General features: G+C 62.6%; 17 protein-coding genes. 9 read left to right on the top strand and 8 right to left on the bottom strand.

Annotated features, from left to right (window positions below; genetic code table 11):
* The first annotated feature begins 7 nt into the window (after positions 1 to 7).
* The 5 genes from aroC to mtnC are packed head-to-tail and all read left to right on the top strand — an operon-like array spanning position 8 to position 4148.
* A complete protein-coding gene (gene aroC / locus J3P94_RS20445; protein ID WP_434569431.1) occupies positions 8 to 1099 on the top strand; it encodes a chorismate synthase in 1092 nt (363 codons plus the stop codon).
* A gap of 34 nt (positions 1100 to 1133) precedes the next feature.
* Positions 1134 to 2279: an MFS transporter gene (locus tag J3P94_RS20440; protein ID WP_434569430.1), complete on the top strand. Its 1146-nt coding sequence runs from the start codon at positions 1134 to 1136 to the stop codon at positions 2277 to 2279.
* Positions 2276 to 2896 carry a methylthioribulose 1-phosphate dehydratase gene (locus J3P94_RS20435; RefSeq protein ID WP_434569429.1) on the top strand — a complete coding sequence of 207 codons (621 nt, stop codon included), beginning with the start codon at positions 2276 to 2278 and terminating at the stop codon, positions 2894 to 2896. Before J3P94_RS20440 ends, J3P94_RS20435 begins: the two co-directional genes overlap by 4 nt.
* Before the next feature lie 18 nt (positions 2897 to 2914).
* Positions 2915 to 3460, top strand: a complete 546-nt coding sequence (locus J3P94_RS20430; RefSeq protein WP_305496132.1) for a 1,2-dihydroxy-3-keto-5-methylthiopentene dioxygenase — start codon at positions 2915 to 2917, stop codon at positions 3458 to 3460.
* Positions 3461 to 3464: 4 nt separating this feature from the next.
* Positions 3465 to 4148 (top strand): acireductone synthase, encoded by a 684-nt coding sequence (gene mtnC, locus J3P94_RS20425; protein WP_434569428.1) that lies wholly within the window; start codon positions 3465 to 3467, stop codon positions 4146 to 4148.
* Between the two features lie 86 nt (positions 4149 to 4234).
* On the opposite strand, the gene J3P94_RS20420 is transcribed toward mtnC, so the two are convergent.
* Positions 4235 to 4513 (bottom strand): DUF3509 domain-containing protein, encoded by a 279-nt coding sequence (locus J3P94_RS20420; protein ID WP_186637286.1) that lies wholly within the window; start codon positions 4511 to 4513, stop codon positions 4235 to 4237.
* Between the two features lie 355 nt (positions 4514 to 4868).
* Between J3P94_RS20420 and J3P94_RS20415 the strand changes: the two genes are divergently transcribed.
* The 4 genes from J3P94_RS20415 to J3P94_RS20400 all read left to right on the top strand — a co-directional run bounded on the left by J3P94_RS20415 (position 4869) and on the right by J3P94_RS20400 (position 8187).
* Positions 4869 to 6692: a long-chain-acyl-CoA synthetase gene (locus J3P94_RS20415; RefSeq protein WP_434569427.1), complete on the top strand. Its 1824-nt coding sequence runs from the start codon at positions 4869 to 4871 to the stop codon at positions 6690 to 6692.
* 93 nt (positions 6693 to 6785) lie between these two features.
* The gene (locus J3P94_RS20410) at positions 6786 to 7304 is read left to right on the top strand and encodes an ankyrin repeat domain-containing protein (RefSeq protein WP_434569426.1); all 519 of its coding nucleotides are present in this window, start codon (positions 6786 to 6788) and stop codon (positions 7302 to 7304) included.
* 90 nt (positions 7305 to 7394) lie between these two features.
* Positions 7395 to 7925, top strand: coding sequence for a hypothetical protein (locus J3P94_RS20405; RefSeq protein WP_434569425.1), 531 nt, complete (start codon positions 7395 to 7397; stop codon positions 7923 to 7925).
* A 70-nt stretch (positions 7926 to 7995) separates the two neighbouring features.
* Positions 7996 to 8187 carry a PLDc N-terminal domain-containing protein gene (locus J3P94_RS20400; protein ID WP_053149901.1) on the top strand — a complete coding sequence of 64 codons (192 nt, stop codon included), beginning with the start codon at positions 7996 to 7998 and terminating at the stop codon, positions 8185 to 8187.
* Between the two features lie 61 nt (positions 8188 to 8248).
* On the opposite strand, the gene J3P94_RS20395 is transcribed toward J3P94_RS20400, so the two are convergent.
* From J3P94_RS20395 to J3P94_RS20365, 7 genes are all read right to left on the bottom strand, one after another.
* On the bottom strand, positions 8249 to 9448 hold the full coding sequence (locus J3P94_RS20395) for an MFS transporter (protein ID WP_434569424.1): 1200 nt from the start codon (positions 9446 to 9448) through the stop codon (positions 8249 to 8251).
* Positions 9449 to 9701: 253 nt separating this feature from the next.
* A complete protein-coding gene (locus J3P94_RS20390) occupies positions 9702 to 10700 on the bottom strand; it encodes a sulfate ABC transporter substrate-binding protein (protein WP_434569423.1) in 999 nt (332 codons plus the stop codon).
* A 93-nt stretch (positions 10701 to 10793) separates the two neighbouring features.
* Positions 10794 to 11618, bottom strand: a complete 825-nt coding sequence (locus J3P94_RS20385; protein WP_434569422.1) for an ion transporter — start codon at positions 11616 to 11618, stop codon at positions 10794 to 10796.
* A 21-nt stretch (positions 11619 to 11639) separates the two neighbouring features.
* On the bottom strand, positions 11640 to 12539 hold the full coding sequence (locus tag J3P94_RS20380; protein ID WP_434569421.1) for an urea transporter: 900 nt from the start codon (positions 12537 to 12539) through the stop codon (positions 11640 to 11642).
* Between the two features lie 124 nt (positions 12540 to 12663).
* The gene (pyk, locus tag J3P94_RS20375; RefSeq protein ID WP_434569420.1) at positions 12664 to 14079 is read right to left on the bottom strand and encodes a pyruvate kinase; all 1416 of its coding nucleotides are present in this window, start codon (positions 14077 to 14079) and stop codon (positions 12664 to 12666) included.
* The gene (locus tag J3P94_RS20370) at positions 14069 to 15349 is read right to left on the bottom strand and encodes a glycerate kinase type-2 family protein (RefSeq protein ID WP_434569419.1); all 1281 of its coding nucleotides are present in this window, start codon (positions 15347 to 15349) and stop codon (positions 14069 to 14071) included. Before J3P94_RS20370 ends, pyk begins: the two co-directional genes overlap by 11 nt.
* 148 nt (positions 15350 to 15497) lie before the next feature.
* Positions 15498 to 16388 (bottom strand): 2-hydroxy-3-oxopropionate reductase, encoded by an 891-nt coding sequence (locus J3P94_RS20365; protein ID WP_434569418.1) that lies wholly within the window; start codon positions 16386 to 16388, stop codon positions 15498 to 15500.
* Positions 16389 to 16542: the final 154 nt, after the last annotated feature.

Raw genomic sequence — 16542 nt, 5'->3', positions numbered from 1 at the left:
ACCCTGCATGTCCGGCAATACCTACGGCAAGCTGTTCACCGTCACCACCGCGGGCGAAAGCCATGGCCCGGCGTTGGTCGCCATTGTCGACGGCTGCCCGCCGGGCCTGGAGATTTCCCTGGAGGACCTGCAGCGTGACCTTGATCGCCGCAAGCCCGGCACCAGCCGCCACACCACCCAGCGCCAGGAAGCCGATGAAGTCGAAATCCTCTCCGGTGTGTTCGAAGGTCGCACCACCGGTTGCGCCATCGGCTTGCTGATTCGCAACACCGACCAGAAGTCCAAGGACTACTCGGCCATCAAGGACCTGTTCCGCCCGGCCCACGCCGACTACACCTACCATCACAAATACGGCGAGCGCGACTACCGCGGCGGCGGTCGCAGTTCGGCCCGGGAAACCGCCATGCGCGTAGCGGCCGGGGCAATCGCCAAGAAGTACCTGGCCAGCCAGGGCATCATCATCCGTGGCTACATGAGCCAGCTGGGCCCGATCGAAATCCCGTTCAAGACCTGGGATTCGGTGGAGCAGAACGCCTTCTTCAGTCCCGACCCGGACAAAGTACCCGAGCTTGAAGCCTACATGGACCAGTTGCGCCGGGACCAGGATTCGGTCGGCGCGAAAATTACCGTGGTCGCCGAGGGCGTGATGCCTGGCCTGGGCGAGCCGATCTTCGACCGTCTCGACGCCGAACTGGCCCACGCGCTGATGAGCATCAACGCAGTCAAGGGCGTGGAGATCGGCGCCGGTTTCGCCTGTGTCGCCCAGCGTGGCACCGAACACCGTGACGAGTTGACTCCCCAGGGATTTCTGAGCAACAACGCCGGCGGCATCCTTGGCGGCATCGCTTCGGGCCAGCCGATTGTTGCCCACCTGGCGTTGAAGCCGACGTCCAGCATCACCACACCGGGACGCTCGATCGACATCCACGGCGACCCGGTGGACGTCATCACCAAGGGCCGCCACGACCCTTGCGTGGGGATTCGCGCAACGCCGATTGCCGAGGCGATGATGGCGATCGTGCTGATGGACCACCTGTTGCGTCATCGCGGACAGAACGCCGACGTTCGGGTCGGCACACCGGTGTTGGGTCAGCTTTGATGGCTGGCCTGCCGACCGCCGTGGCCTGACGACCATGGCGGCAGTGCCGTACTGGCGGCTTTCCAGCTTCTATCTGTTTTACTTTGCGTTGCTCGGTTCGACCGCGCCGTTCCTGGCGCTGTATTTCGATCACCTCGGGTTCAACGCCGCGCGCATCGGCGAGCTGGTGGCGATTCCCATGCTGATGCGTTGCGTCGCGCCGAACCTCTGGGGCTGGCTGGGTGACTACACCGGCCGGCGCCTGGCAATCGTGCGGTTTGGCGCGATCTGTACGCTGCTCAGTTTCTCACTGATCTTCATCGACAGAAGCTACGCCTGGCTGGCGATGGTCATGGCGCTGCATGCGTTCTTCTGGCACGCGGTGCTGCCGCAATTCGAAGTCATCACCCTGGCCCACTTGAGCGGGCAGGCGGCGCGCTACAGCCAGATCCGCCTGTGGGGCTCCATCGGCTTCATCATCACCGTGGTCGCGCTCGGTCGGTTGTTCGAATGGTTGAGCCTGGACATCTATCCCGTGGCGCTGGCGTTGATCATGGGTGGCATCGTGCTCAGCAGTTTCTGGGTGCCCAACGCCCAGCCCGTTCAAGGGCCGCGGGTGGCCGGGGACGGTTTCCTGCGGCAGTTGCGCAATCCGGGCGTGCTGGCGTTTTATGCCTGCGTCGGCCTGATGCAACTGAGCCATGGGCCGTATTACACCTTCCTGACGTTGCACCTGGAACGCCTGGGCTACAGCCGCGGATTGATCGGCATGCTCTGGGCCGTCGGCGTGGTCGCGGAAGTGCTGGTTTTCCTGCTGATGAGCCGGATCCTGGCGCGGTTTTCCGTGCGCCGGGTGTTGATGGCCAGCTTCCTGCTGGCGGCGCTGCGCTGGTTGCTACTGGGGTCGTTGGCGGAGTTTCTCTGGGTGCTGTTGCTTGCCCAGGTCTTGCACGCAGCGACCTTTGGCAGCTTTCACGCCGCTGCCATCCATTTCGTGCAACGTAGCTTCGGCTCACGCCAGCAAGGTCAGGGGCAGGCGCTATACGCCGCGCTGGCCGGCACCGGCGGGGCGCTGGGCGCGTTGTACTCCGGCTACAGCTGGAATGCCCTGGGCGCCGGTTGGACTTTCAACATCGCCAGTCTCGCAGCCTTCGCTGCAGCCGTTATCATTGCCACACGCATGCAAGAGGACAGGCCATGAGCCTTACCCGTGAACAACTCACCCGGGAGATCATCGACGCCGGGCGTTTTCTGTATGGTCGCGGCTGGTCCCCGGCCACCAGCAGCAATTATTCGACCCGGTTGTCTTCCGACCAGGCCCTGCTTACCGTGTCCGGCAAACACAAGGGGCAACTGGGCGTCGACGATGTGCTTGCCACCGACCTGGACGGCAACAGCCTGGAGCCGGGCAAGAAACCGTCTGCCGAAACCCTGTTGCACACGCAGCTGTATCGCTGGCGGCCGCAGATCGGCGCGGTGCTGCACACCCATTCGGTGAATGCCACGGTGCTCTCGCGCCTGACCGGCGCAGCCTTTATCGACTTCGAGGACTACGAGCTGCAAAAGGCCTTCAGCGGAGTCACGACCCATGAGTCCCAGGTTCGCGTGCCGATTTTCGACAACGACCAGGACATCGCGCGCCTCGCCGCCAAGGTTCAGCCCTGGCTCGACGCGCACCCCGATTGCGTCGGTTATCTGATCCGTGGGCACGGCCTGTACACCTGGGGGCCGGGCATGAACGATGCGCTGCGGCAAATCGAGGCGTTTGAGTTCCTGTTTGAATGCGAGCTCAAGACTCGCACAGTCCTGAACCGTTAAATTGCTGGAGCCATGACCATGAGCAGCCTGTCCGTCTATCACGTTTCAAGTCCCGAGATTCCGAACAAGGTCCTGACCCATTTCGAAGACATCGCCGCGACCCTCGCCGAAAAAGGCGTGCGCTTCGATCGTTGGGAAGCCGCGACGAAGATCCAGCCCGGCGCCAGCCAGGAGGAAGTGATTGGCGCCTACCGGACCCAGATCGACAAGCTCATGACCGAGCGCGGCTACGTCACGGTGGATGTCATCAGCCTCAACAGCGACCACCCGCAAAAAGCCGAACTGCGCGCCAAGTTTCTTGATGAGCACCGTCACGGCGAGGACGAAGTCCGCTTTTTTGTCGCCGGTCGTGGCCTGTTTACCTTGCACATCGACGACTACGTCTACGCGGTACTGTGCGAAAAGAACGACCTGATCTCGGTGCCCGCCGGTACGCCGCATTGGTTCGACATGGGCGAGCACCCACATTTCGTCGCCATTCGGCTGTTCAATAATCCGGAAGGCTGGGTCGCCAAGTTCACCGGTGATGAAATTGCCAGCCGTTTCCCGCGCCTGGAGGACTGAGCCCGTGACGATCAAGGCTATCCTCACCGACATCGAAGGCACCACCAGCGCGGTCAGTTTTGTATTCGACGTGCTGTTTCCCTATGCCGCCCGACACCTGCCGGATTTTGTCCGGCACAACGCCGGGCGCGCCGACGTCGCGGAGCAACTGGACGCCGTGCGCCGCGACAGTGCCGAGCCGGACACGGACGTCGAACGGGTCATCGCGATCCTGCTGGGCTGGATTGCCGAAGACCGCAAGGCCACGCCTCTCAAGGCGTTGCAGGGTATGGTCTGGGAGCAGGGATACACGGCCGGTCAGTTGAAAGGGCACGTTTATCCTGACGCGGCGCAGGCACTCGAAGCCTGGCATCGGCAAGGTTACCGGTTGTTTGTCTATTCCTCAGGGTCGATCCAGGCACAGAAGCTGATTTTCGGCTGTTCTGAGGCTGGCGATCTGTCGCCGTTGTTCAGCGGTTATTTCGACACCACGTCGGGAGCCAAGCGGGACGCGCAGTCGTATCGGCGAATCAGCGAGGCGATGGGGATCGCGCCGCAGGAAATCCTGTTTCTGTCGGATATCGTCGAGGAACTGGACGCGGCCAGAAATGCCGGAATGGCAACCTGTGGATTGGCCCGCGAGGGCGGTGATCTGGCCGGCCACACGACGGTTGAAAGCTTCGCGCAGATCGAACCTTCGCGCTTCTGAACGCCTTCTCGCGGCTAAAAAAATCAGGCCATGGAACCGCTGGGTTCCATGGCCTGTCTTTGTTCAGAGCTTGAAGCTGGTTGCTGTCAGGCGCTGTGATAGGTCGGCAGCGCGAAACGGTGCTGGCTCTGCAGCATCGCGACCGGTGGCAGTTCGCTGGCCTGTTCAGCCAGATCACGGCGAATGGCACTGATCGCCCAGGAGAGTTGATCCCCGGCATGCAGCTGAGCGTAGGAAATCGTACGCTTGAACAGTTTGCCATCGCTGTTGCGCAAGGTCAGCAGGATGCCGCCGTCCGGGCGAGGCTGCGTGGTGACTTCGTAGTTGGAAAACAGCGATGCAAACTTCTCTTGAATCATGTTCATAGTTGACTGCTCCATGGTATGGCAAACCGTGGAGGGGTAGTTGCAGTGTCTATGCCAGCATTGGAATAATGAAAAACTCCTTTAAAAACAATAAGTTAATCTTTTAAGGTTTTTTTGCATTCGTGCATCTTGCATGAACGGCCATCGTGCATCCTGCATTTTGCGGGGATGCTTGATTATTTTTGGAACCAAACCGCATCCTGGCGCTCCCGCTTCGCCTGTTCCCCACAGCGGATACAAAACATTGCAAAAACCGCATGTACAGCACCGGAATCGCTGGCGTAATTTCCCTCCAGATTCGCCCAACCCATAACAAGAACCGCGGCCCACAAGGTCGAACGGGGAAGGATCGTCCATGAGTCGTACACCCAGCGACGCTATTACCTGGGGCATGGTGCTGCGCAAACTGCCCGTCATTGCCAGAGTTGTTCCCCGAATCATCAAAGGCCTGAAACTCGCCAACGTCCAGGACCCCACCCAGCCTTGCGGCCTTGGTTGGTGTTTCGAACAGGCCACGCAACGCAATCCCCTCGGCCCGGCGCTGCTCTGCGGCGACACGGTGCTGTCTTATGCACAGGTCAATGAACAGGCCAATCGCATTGCCCATTACTTGCTGGCGCAAGGTATTGGCAAGGGCGACTGCGTGGCGATTGTTCTGGAAAACCGCCCGCAGTTGCTGATTACGGTGTTGGCGGTGGCGAAGGTCGGGGCGGTGAGCGCGATGATCAATACATCGCAAACCGGAGATGCCCTGGTGCACAGCCTGGCGCTGGTCGCGCCGGTGGCGGTGGTGGTCGGGGATGAACGGGTCGCTGTCTTCAACGACGTGCGCGGCCGAACGGCGCTGGCGGATGCGCGGACCTGGTGGGTTGCCGACCAGGACAGTGGCGCGGTTCCGTGCGGATTCGTCGACCTGATGGTCGGCAGCGAGGATTACCCAGGCGATAACCCGCTTGGCAGACAGGTGTTTTTCAACGATCCCTGTTTTTATCTCTACACCTCGGGCACCACCGGGTTACCCAAGGCCGGCGTATTCCGCCATGGACGCTGGATGCGCACGTCCACCAGTTTTGGCCTGATCGCCCTGGACATGCAGCCCGATGACGTCGTTTATTGCACGCTGCCGCTGTATCACGCCACCGGCCTGTGTGTTTGCTGGGGCGCGGCAGTTTGCGGTGCCTCGGGGTTCGCCATCCGCCGCAAGTTCAGCGCCAGCCAATTCTGGAGCGACGTGCGTCGCTACCGGGCGACCACGTTGGGTTATGTCGGCGAACTGTGTCGCTACCTGATCGAGCAGCCCGCCAGCGCCGACGACCGGCGGCATGAGGTCCGGAAGATGATCGGCAACGGCTTGCGCCCGGGCGCCTGGCTGGCCTTCAAGACCCGCTTCGGGATTGGCCATATCTGCGAACTGTATGCGGCCAGCGACGGCAATATCGGCTTCACCAACATCCTGAACTTCGATAACACGGTCGGGTTTTCCCTGATGGGTTGGGCACTGGTGCAGTACGACCATGACAGCGGTGCGCCCTTGCGCAACCTGCAAGGGCGCATGCAGAAAGTCCCGAAAGGCGAGCCGGGCCTGCTGCTGGCGCGCATTGACGACAAGGCGCCGCTGGATGGCTACACCGATCCGGCCAAGACCGAAAAAACCGTCTGCCGGGACGTCTTCGTCCCAGGCGATTGTTATTTCAACACCGGCGACCTGCTGCGCAATATCGGCTTCGGCCACGGGCAGTTCGTTGATCGCCTCGGCGACACCTATCGCTGGAAAGGCGAAAACGTCTCCACCACCGAAGTCGAAAACGTGCTCCTGCAACATCCGCAGATCGCCGAGGCGGTGGCCTACGGCGTGGAGATCACCGGCACCAACGGCCGCGCCGGGATGGCCGCGATCACCCCGGCCGAGTCCCTGGCGACCCTGGATTTCAGCGAGCTGCTGCAATTTCTGCAAGGCAAGCTGCCGGCCTACGCGGTGCCGCTGTTCCTGCGGATCAAGGTAAAGATGGAAACGACCGGCACGTTCAAGTATCAGAAAACCCGTCTCAAGGCCGAAGCCTTTGACCCCTGCCTCACGGGCGAGGAACCGATCTACGCCTGGCTCCCCGACACCTCGACCTACGTGCGGGTGGACCGCCAACTGGCGACGCAGATCCAGGGTGGGCAGTACCGCTATTGATTGTGGCTATGGCTCTTGCAGAGAAAAAAGGGATGACAGGCTTTGAGTCCCTCGGGAAACTAGCGGCTTTGCAAAAGCCAGAGGAAGTTGTCCATGTCCGATACAAGCCGCCAGATGACCCCGGAAGAGGCTGCGGAGTTTGCCGAGCAGGTATTCAACGTCGCTCGTCAGGGCGATGCCGCGATGATGGCCGCGCTGTTGAGCAAGGGCCTGCCGCCAAACCTGCGCAATCACAAGGGCGACACCTTGCTGATGCTGGCCGCGTACCACGGGCACGTGGAGACGGTAAAAGTGCTGCTGGAGAATAAGGCCGATCCGGAAGTCCGCAACGACAACGGCCAGAGCCCGATTGCCGGTGCGGCGTTCAAGGGGGATCTGGCGGTGGTTTCGGCCCTCGTCGATGGCGGCGCGCAAGTCGAAGGCTCCTCGTTCGATGGCCGCACGGCGCTGATGATGGCGGCGATGTTCAACCGGGTGGAAATAGTCGATTACCTGATCAGCAAAGGCGCCGACCCGAAGGCCAAGGATGCCAACGGCGTATCGGCGCTGGACGCGGCCAGGACCATGGGCGCGGTGGACACCACGGCGCAGTTGGAAAAGTTGTTGGGCTGAAGCCTGGCTCCCTGGCCACAGGGTTCCTGACTTGACCTGGGGTGATGCGCTATCCTGCGCGCCTGAAAATTCAGCCACAGGATCCGCCCCATGAAAGCCGCACTCGTCGAACTCATCAGCAAAATCAGCTCCGGCTGCCTGGGCGAGGCGGACATCGAGAAAATCGCCGACGAAGCGGCCCAGGCCTACGCCGACCCGGTGACGTTCCTGGCGGCGAACCCGGACATCAACTATGACGACAGCTTCCCGATCCCGCTGGGGGAGTGGGTGGTGGTAGGCAGTCTGCCGGACACCGTGCTGTTCCAGGCCGACTCCTACGTCGACCTGTTCGAGCAGATCGTCGCCTCGTTCGGCCCTGGCGTCGCGTTCAACCTCAAGCCCAAGCAACTGGCGAAGACCGAGGCGCTGACCGCGCTCAATCGTATCCAGATCCAGATGAGCAGCCTGAACAAGGAGAGCGGCGGCTACGTGCTGATGAACTTCAGCCAGTTGCTCGACGATGAATTGCAGATGGTGCTGGTGTACGGCAACGACGTGCCGCGTGTGCTGGAACTGTGTGGCGAAGTCGGCATCGCCGCGGCCCCCGCCCTGGAAGCGCTCAAGATCGCGGTTCACGTCTGAAACAATAAACGGAACCCTTGCCCGGACCCCGCTATCCTAAGTGTGCATACCACCATTCGGGAGCGACACCATGGGTTCCACTTTCAACGGCCTGATTGGCCTGATCATCCTGGCGCTCGATATCTGGGCGATCATCAATGTGCTCAAGAGTGGCGCGGGCACCGGGGCGAAAGTCCTGTGGGTGCTGCTGATTCTCCTGCTGCCGGTGTTGGGCCTGATCATCTGGGCGATTGCCGGGCCGCGGGGCAACGTGCGGGTCTGACCGCTCCATGAAAAAAGCCCGACAGGTCCTGGCCTGTCGGGCATTTTTTTGTTCGACGGTATCAGGCCGTCGCCAGCGAAGCCTTCTTCGAAGCACTCAGGAAACGCAACAGGGCCAGCAACGGGAAGGCGCTGCCGACGATCACTACCCACAGCCAGCCGCCATGCTCGTAGACGGCGCTGGCGATGGACGAACCGAAAGCGCCGCCGACAAAGATGCTGGTCATGTACAGCGCGTTCAGGCGGCTGCGGCTTTTTGCGTCAAGGGCGTAGATGGTGCGCTGGCCCAGGACCATGTTCATCTGCACGCAGAAATCCAGGACCACGCCGGTCACCGCGAGGCCGATCACGCTATAAGCGGGATGGATGAACGCCGGCAGGAAACTCAGGCTGGCGAACAGCATGGCCAGCAGCGAAGCAATTCGGGTGTGGCCGGCGTCTGCCAGGCGGCCGGCAATCGGCGCGGCGACGGCACCGATGGCGCCGACCAGCGCAAACAGCGCGATTTCAGTCTGGGACAGGCCATGGTTGCGCGACAGCTCCAGGGGGACGGCGGTCCAGAACAGGCTGAACGTGGCAAACATGCACGCCTGGTACAAAGCCCGCTGGCGCAACTGCGGCTGCTGGCGTAACAGGGTGCCGAGCGAGCCCAGCAGTTGCGCGTAGGAGGCGCGGTGCTCGGGCTGGCGCTTGGGCACGGTGAATGCCAGGACGATGCTGATTGCCGCCATCAACGCGGCGGCGATCATGAACATCGCCCGCCAGCCAAGGTGATCGGCGACGAGGCTGGACACCGGCCGCGCCAGCAGGATCCCCAACAGCAGGCCGCCCATGATCCCACCCACGACCCGTCCCCGGGATTCTTCCGGCGCCAGGTGCGCGGCCAGCGGAATCAGCACTTGCACCGAGACGGAACTGAACCCCACCAGCAATGACACCAGCAGGAACACGTTCGGCTGGTCGGTAAACGCCGCGCCCAGCAGGCTGCCGATTGCCACCACGGTGGTGACAATCATCAAGCGCCGGTTTTCCAGCAAATCCCCCAGCGGCACCAGGAAAAACAGGCCCAGGGCGTAGCCGATCTGGGTCAGCGAGACGATCAGGCTGGCCATGGTGCTGGACAGGCCGACGTCGGGCGCGATCAGTTCGATGATGGGTTGGGCGTAGTAGATATTGGCAACGATGGCGCCGCAGCAGAAGGCAAACAGCAGGACCATGCCCCGGGTCAGGGCAGCGGGCGAGGCGGGTGAATGAGCACTCATGGCAATCTCATCGATCGATTGAAAGGGATGGCGAGAGGCTAAAGATTTGCAGGGCTCTGGAACAGGGCTTGGGGTTGATAGCAGTCATGCCTGCGGTTGATGGTAGATCGCGCCAGAGGGGATGTGAAAGTGCTCTTGTGGCGAGGGAGCTTGCTCCCGCTCGGTTGCTCGGCAACCGCCTGAATGGGGCTGCTACGCAGCCCAGCGGGAGCAAGCTCCCTCGCCACAGAACCGCGTTCAGCTCACTATTGCGTCACTGCCCGCTATAGATCTGGTCAAAAATCCCACCATCGTTGAAATGGGTCTTCTGCACGGTGCGCCAGTCGCCGAAGGTTTTTTCCACCGAGAGGAAATCCACTTTCGGGAAACGGTCGGTGTATTTGGCCAGCACCGCCGGGTCGCGAGGGCGCAGGTAGTTGGCGGCGGCAATTTCCTGGCCTTCGGGCGACCACAGGTATTTGAGGTACTCCTCGGCAGCGGCGCGGGAACCTTTCTTCTCGACGACTTTATCCACAACGCTAACCGGTGGCTCGGCTTCGGCGGAGACGCTTGGGTAGACCACTTCGAACTGGTCGCGACCGAATTCACGGGCGATCATTTCCGCTTCGTTCTCAAAGGTCACCAGCACATCGCCGATCTGGTTGGTCATGAACGTAGTCGTCGCGGCACGACCGCCGGTGTCCAGCACGGGGGCCTGCTTGAACAGCTTGCCGACGAAATCCTTGGCCTTGTTTTCATCGCCGCCATTCTTCAGCACATAGCCCCAGGCCGAAAGGTAGGTATAGCGGCCGTTGCCCGAGGTTTTCGGGTTGGGCACGATTACTTGCACGCCGTCCTTGAGCAGGTCCGGCCAGTCCTTCAACGCTTTCGGGTTGCCCTTGCGCACGATAAACACGGTGGCCGAGGTGAACGGCGCGCTGTTGTTCGGCAGACGGGTGACCCAGTTATCCGGAACCAGCTTGCCGTTGTCGGCCAAGGCATTGATGTCAGTCGCCATGTTCATGGTGATGACATCCGCCGGCAGCCCATCGATTACCGAACGCGCCTGCTTGCTCGAACCGCCAAAGGACATCTGCACGGTGATGCTTTCGTTGTGCTCGGCCTGCCAGTGTTTCTGGAACGCGGCGTTGTAGTCCTTATAGAAATCCCGCATCACGTCGTAGGAAACGTTGAGCAGAGTCGGGGCGGCGTGGGCCAGGCTGCCGAACGCCAGGCCGGCGGCGAGGAGGGAGGCGCCAAAGAAATTCTTCACTGCGAGGTCCTTTTTATTGACAAGGGATGCGGGCGATAAGCCAGCACCCTAGCGATTAGCTTATAGGTCATCAAGAATTAAAAAGTGCTTTGCTTATTCCAATTTTTTAAACAGTGCGTTACCGCAACGAGAACAGAAAGCAGCGCCATGTTCGTGGTTGTTTTTGCTGCACACCGGGCAATTGTGCTTGAGCTGGTCACCGCGCATGGCGGTGGCGAGTTCCGCAGTGAAGATACCCGTCGGCACGGCGATGATCGAGTAGCCGGTAATCATCACCAGGGACGAAACCACTTGGCCCAGCGGCGTCTTCGGCACGATGTCGCCGAAGCCTACGGTGGTCAATGTCACGATAGCCCAATAGATGCCCTTGGGAATGCTGGTGAAACCATGCTCGGGGCCTTCGATGACATACATCAGGGTGCCAAACACCGTCACCAGCGTCGACACGCTGACCAGGAACACGATGATTTTCTGCTTGCTGCCGCGCAGTGCGGCCAATAGATAGTTGGCCTGCTTGAGGTAGGGGCTGAGCTTGAGGACGCGGAAAATCCGCAGCATGCGGATGATCCGCACGATCAGCAGGTACTGGGCATCGCTGTAGTACAACGCGAGGATGCCCGGCACGATCGCCAGCAGATCCACCAGGCCATAAAAGCTGAACGCATAGCGCAGCGGCTTGGGCGAGCAGTACAGGCGCAGGCCGTATTCAACGATGAAAATCAACGTGAAGCCCCACTCGATGTAGGCCAGCAGGGCCGCGTAATTCTTGTGCACGCTGTCGATGCTGTCGAGCATCACAATCACCAGGCTCGCAAGGATGATCAACAGCAGCGTGCTGTCGAAGCGCCGGCCGGCCACCGTGTCGGTCTGGAAAATGATCACGTAGAGGCGTTCACGCCAGTTGTTGTTGCTGTCCATAACCTTCGCCTGAACCAATGATCAGCGCAGCCTAGGGTGATTGCCCCGCAGAGCGCAAGGCGCGATGTCGAGACAGGCTGGGTGCCAAAGCCGCGCGGTGGCATGCACCAGCCAGCACGCGAGAATGAAAGGCGCCGTCAGCGGCGCCACGCCCAGCGCCGCGAAACCCGGTGCGAGAAGGACCGCCAGCAGCACGCCCGCCAGCGGCTGCCATGGCCCGCGTGCGTGTTGGCCGAGGGCCAGGGCCGCTAACGCCGGGTTGTAGCCGCCCAGGCCGGACAAGGCGTGCGGGCAATCGTGCAGCCAGGCGAAGGCAAAGCCTGCGACGGAACCGAACAGCGCCCAGCCGGCGGCGCGACGGTTGGCGATCAGCAGGCCGATGGTGATCAGCACACCAGCCAGGGGCTGGTCGAGAAACATGACCTGGCCCAGGCCGTTCAGCGGGGCAAGCGACAGGTTGGGGAGTGTCTGCTCCAGTGCTGCGGGCGAGGGCGCAGGCGGGGCGAGACCCAGCAGCAACCAGCCGAGCCCGACGAAAGGCGCGGTGTAGGCGGGCAGGCAGCGTGGGCCTCGGGTGCGCTTGAGCCACTGCTGGGTCAGCATTGCGCTGAGGCCGCCAGCGGCGATGATCAATGGCGGCAACAGGGCTGACCAAGGCAATGCCAGGCTCAGCAGCAAACCCAGCAGGATGGCGTTATAGCTGAACAGCCCGGCCTGCCGATCCTCCTTGGCATAACCACGCCGTTGGGCCGTCAGCAATCCGGCCACGCCGCCCAGTAGCGCGCCGCCGAACAACGCTGGCGCGGTGAGCAGAATCGCCAAGAGGCAGAACAGGCCGCACAGGGGATGGCGCTGGAGGAAAATCTGGCTGAAGCCGTTGAGCAGGGCGGTAGCCCAGTCGGGGCAGTGGGTATTAGGCATGGTTGAGGAATGTCATAGGGACCGCGTCGACTTCATCGCGAGCAGGCTCGCTCCCACACTGGATTTGCGGCGATCACAAAACCCTGTGGGAGCGAGCCTGCTCGCGAAGGGGCCAGTACAGGCGCTAGAGGAGGGTCTCGATGCGCAAGGAGTTGGTCGACCCCGGCTGCCCGAACGGCACGCCGGCGGTAATCAGCAGGGTGTCGCCACGCTGGGCCATGCCCTGGGCCTGGGCGATTTCCAGCGCGGTGGAACACACTTCGTCCACCTGCCGCAGCCGATCGTTGACCACCGAATGCACGCCCCACGCGACGGTCAGGCGACGGGCCGCCTGCAGGTTGGGCGTCAGGTTGAGGATCGGCACCGTCGGCCGTTCCCGCGCCGCCCTCAGGCTGGAGCTGCCCGACTCGCTGTAGTTGACCAGCACCGCCACGGGCAGCACGTTGCTGATCCGGCGGATCGCGCAACTGATGGCGTCCGACACGGTGGCCTCGGCTTTCGGTCGGCTGACGTCGAGTTGTGCCTGGTAGTCCGGGCCGTTTTCCACCTGGCGGATGATCTTGCTCATCATCTGCACGGCTTCGAGGGGATAGTCGCCCGAGGCGGTTTCCGCCGACAGCATCACCGCGTCGGCACCTTCGGCCACGGCGTTGGCGACATCGGTGACTTCGGCGCGGGTCGGCGCCGGGGAGAAGCGCATCGACTCAAGCATCTGTGTCGCCACCACCACCGGTTTGCCGAGGGCGCGGCAGGTGCCGATGATGTTTTTCTGAATCTGCGGCACGCTCTCGGCCGGCACCTCGACGCCCAGGTCACCTCGGGCAACCATGATCGCGTCGCTCAGTTCGGCGATTTCCCGCAGTTGGGCGACGGCCGAGGGCTTCTCGATCTTGGCCATCAGGAACGCCTTGTCGCCGATCAGCGCGCGGGCTTCGCGAATGTCCTCGGCACGCTGGACGAACGACAGCGCCACCCAGTCCACGCCCAGCTCCAGGCCGAAGCTCAGGTCGCGGCGGTCCTTGGCGGTCAGCGGGCTCAGGTCGAGCACGGCCTGGGGCACGTTCACGCCCTTGCGGTCCGACAGTTCGCCACCGTTGAGCACCTCGGTATCAATGGCGTCGGTGTGTCTGGCGGTTACCCGCAGGCGCAGCTTGCCGTCATCGAGCAGCAAGTCCATGCCCGGCTCCAGCGCGGCGATGATTTCCGGGTGGGGCAGGTTGACCCGACGCTGATCGCCCGGCGTCGGGTCCAGGTCCAGACGCAAGGCCTGGCCGCGCTGCAACAGCACCTTGCCATCGGCGAACTTGCCGACCCGCAGTTTTGGTCCCTGCAGGTCCATCAGGATGCCCAGCGGGTAATTGAGCTGCTGCTCGACTTCGCGGATCCACTGGTAGCGCTGGGCGTGGTCGGCGTGGTCGCCGTGGCTGAAGTTCAGGCGAAAGATGTTCACTCCGGCCTGCACCAGTTCGCGGATGTCATCGATCCCACGGGTGGCGGGGCCGAGTGTCGCGAGGATCTTGACCTTCTTGTCAGGCGTCATTTTTCGGGTTCTCGAGGATCAGGATGGCGCGAAAATCGTTGACGTTGGTGCGGGTCGGCTCGGTGACGATCAACCCGTCCAGCGCGGCGAAGTAGCCGTAGCCGTTGTTGTTATCCAGTTCATCGCTGGCGTTCAGGCCCAGCTCGGTGGCGCGGCGATAGCTGTCCGGAGTCATGATGGCGCCGGCGTTGTCTTCGGAGCCGTCGATGCCGTCGGTGTCGCCCGCCAGTGCATAGATGCCGGGGTGGCCCTTGAGGCTGTCGGTCAGGCTCAGCAGGAACTCGGCGTTGCGCCCGCCACGGCCATTGCCGCGCACGGTGACCGTAGTTTCGCCGCCGGAGAGGATCACGCACGGCGCAGCCAAGGGCTGACCGTGAAGGGCGATTTGCCGGGCGATGCCGGCGTGGACCTTCGCCACGTCCCGGGATTCACCTTCCAGGTCACCGAGGATCAATGGGCTGAAACCGGCCTGGCGAGCCTTCACCGCCGCGGCTTCGAGGGATTGCTGAGGACGGGCGATGAGCTGGAAATGACTGCGCGCCAGGCTCGGGTCGCCGGGCTTGACGGTCTCCGATTCCGGACTTTGCAGCCAGATGCGCACCGAGGCCGGGATCTCGATGCCGTAGCGCTTGAGAATCGCCAGCGCGTCGGCCGAAGTGCTGGGGTCGGCCACGGTAGGGCCGGAGGCGATGACCGTGGCAAGATCGCCGGGCACATCGGAAATCGCGTAGGTGTAGACGGTCGCCGGCCAGCAGGCCTTGCCCAGTCGGCCACCCTTGATCGCCGAGAGGTGCTTGCGCACGCAATTCATCTCACCAATGGTGGCGCCGGACTTGAGCAGGGCCTTGTTGATCGATTGCTTGTCGGCCAGGGTGATGCCGGCCGCCGGCAAGGCCAGCAACGCCGAGCCCCCGCCGGAGAGCAGGAAGATCACCCGGTCGTCTTCGTTGAGGTTGCTGACGAGTTCGAGCACCCGTCCGGCCACTTCCAGGCCAGCGGCGTCCGGTACTGGATGAGCGGCCTCGACCACTTCGATTTTCTCGCAGGGCGCGCCATGGCCGTAGCGGGTTACCACCAGGCCGCTGACTTCTCCGTGCCAGCAGCGCTCGACCACTTGCGCCATGGCCGCGGCGGCCTTGCCGGCGCCGATGACGATCACCCGACCGCTGCGGTCAGCCGGCAGATACTGTTCGAGAACGTGCTGCGGATGCGCCGCGTCGATGGCCGTGGCAAACAGCTCACGCAGCAATTGTTGCGGATCGACCGACATGGCGGGCTCCCGATTTTTATTATTGGCTGAGGCGACTCGGTTACCTGTGGGAGCGAGCCTGCTCGCGAAGGCGGTCAACCTGCCAATCAAGCGTTGACTGACACACCGCTTCGCGAGCGGGCTCGCTCCCACAGGGGCAGGGCAGGGCCTATTTGTCGCGAATCGAGAAATTGGCCATATGCTCCAGCCCCTTGATCAGCGCCGAGTGGTCCCAATTGCTGCCACCCATGGCCGCGCAGGTACTGAACACTTGCTGGGCGTTGGCGGTGTTGGGCAGGTTGATGTTCAGCTCCCTGGCGCCTTGCAGGGCCAGGTTCAGGTCCTTCTGGTGCAAGCTGATGCGGAAGCCCGGGTCGAAGGTGCCCTTGATCATGCGCTCGCCGTGCACTTCGAGGATCTTCGACGAGGCGAAACCGCCCATCAGCGCTTCACGGACCTTGGCCGGGTCCGCGCCGTTCTTCGAGGCGAACAGCAGGGCCTCGGCCACGGCCTGGATGTTCAGCGCGACGATGATCTGGTTCGCCACCTTGGCGGTCTGGCCATCGCCGTTGCCGCCCACCAGGGTGATGTTCTTGCCCATCGCCTGGAACAGTGGCAGCGCGCGCTCGAACGCGGCGCTGTCGCCACCGACCATGATGCTCAGCGTCGCGGCCTTGGCGCCGACTTCACCGCCCGACACCGGGGCGTCGAGGTACTGCGCGCCTCTTTCGTTGATCTTCGCCGCGAACGCCTTGGTGGCGGTAGGGGAGATCGAGCTCATGTCGATCACCACCTTGCCCGCGCCCACGCCGGCCGCTACGCCATCGGCGCGCAACAGCACGTCCTCGACCTGTGGGGTATCCGGGACCATGACGATGATGAATTCGGCCTCCTGGGCGACTTCCTTCGGGTTGGCCAGCGCCACCGCGCCGCCTGCCACGAGGTCGGCCGGGGCAGCGTCGTGATGCTGGGTCAGGAATAGGCTGTGACCGGCCTTTTGCAGGTTCAGTGCCATGGGGTGGCCCATGATGCCGGTGCCGATGAATCCGATTTTAGCCATGTGGAAAGTCCTCTTGTTGTTATCGCTGCTTCAGCCGATGAAGAACTGCTTTTCTGTGGGAGCGAGCTTGCTCGCGATGACGGTTTCACCTTCACCGAAGAGGTTGGCTGGACCACCGCTATCGCGAGCAAGCTCGCTCCCACAAAGGGAGAGC

It is taken from the genome of Pseudomonas sp. Z3-8 (genome assembly GCF_051131975.1).
GTDB lineage: Bacteria > Pseudomonadota > Gammaproteobacteria > Pseudomonadales > Pseudomonadaceae > Aquipseudomonas.
Note: the sequence above shows the minus strand (reverse complement) of the source record. Positions and strands in the feature narration are given on the sequence as shown.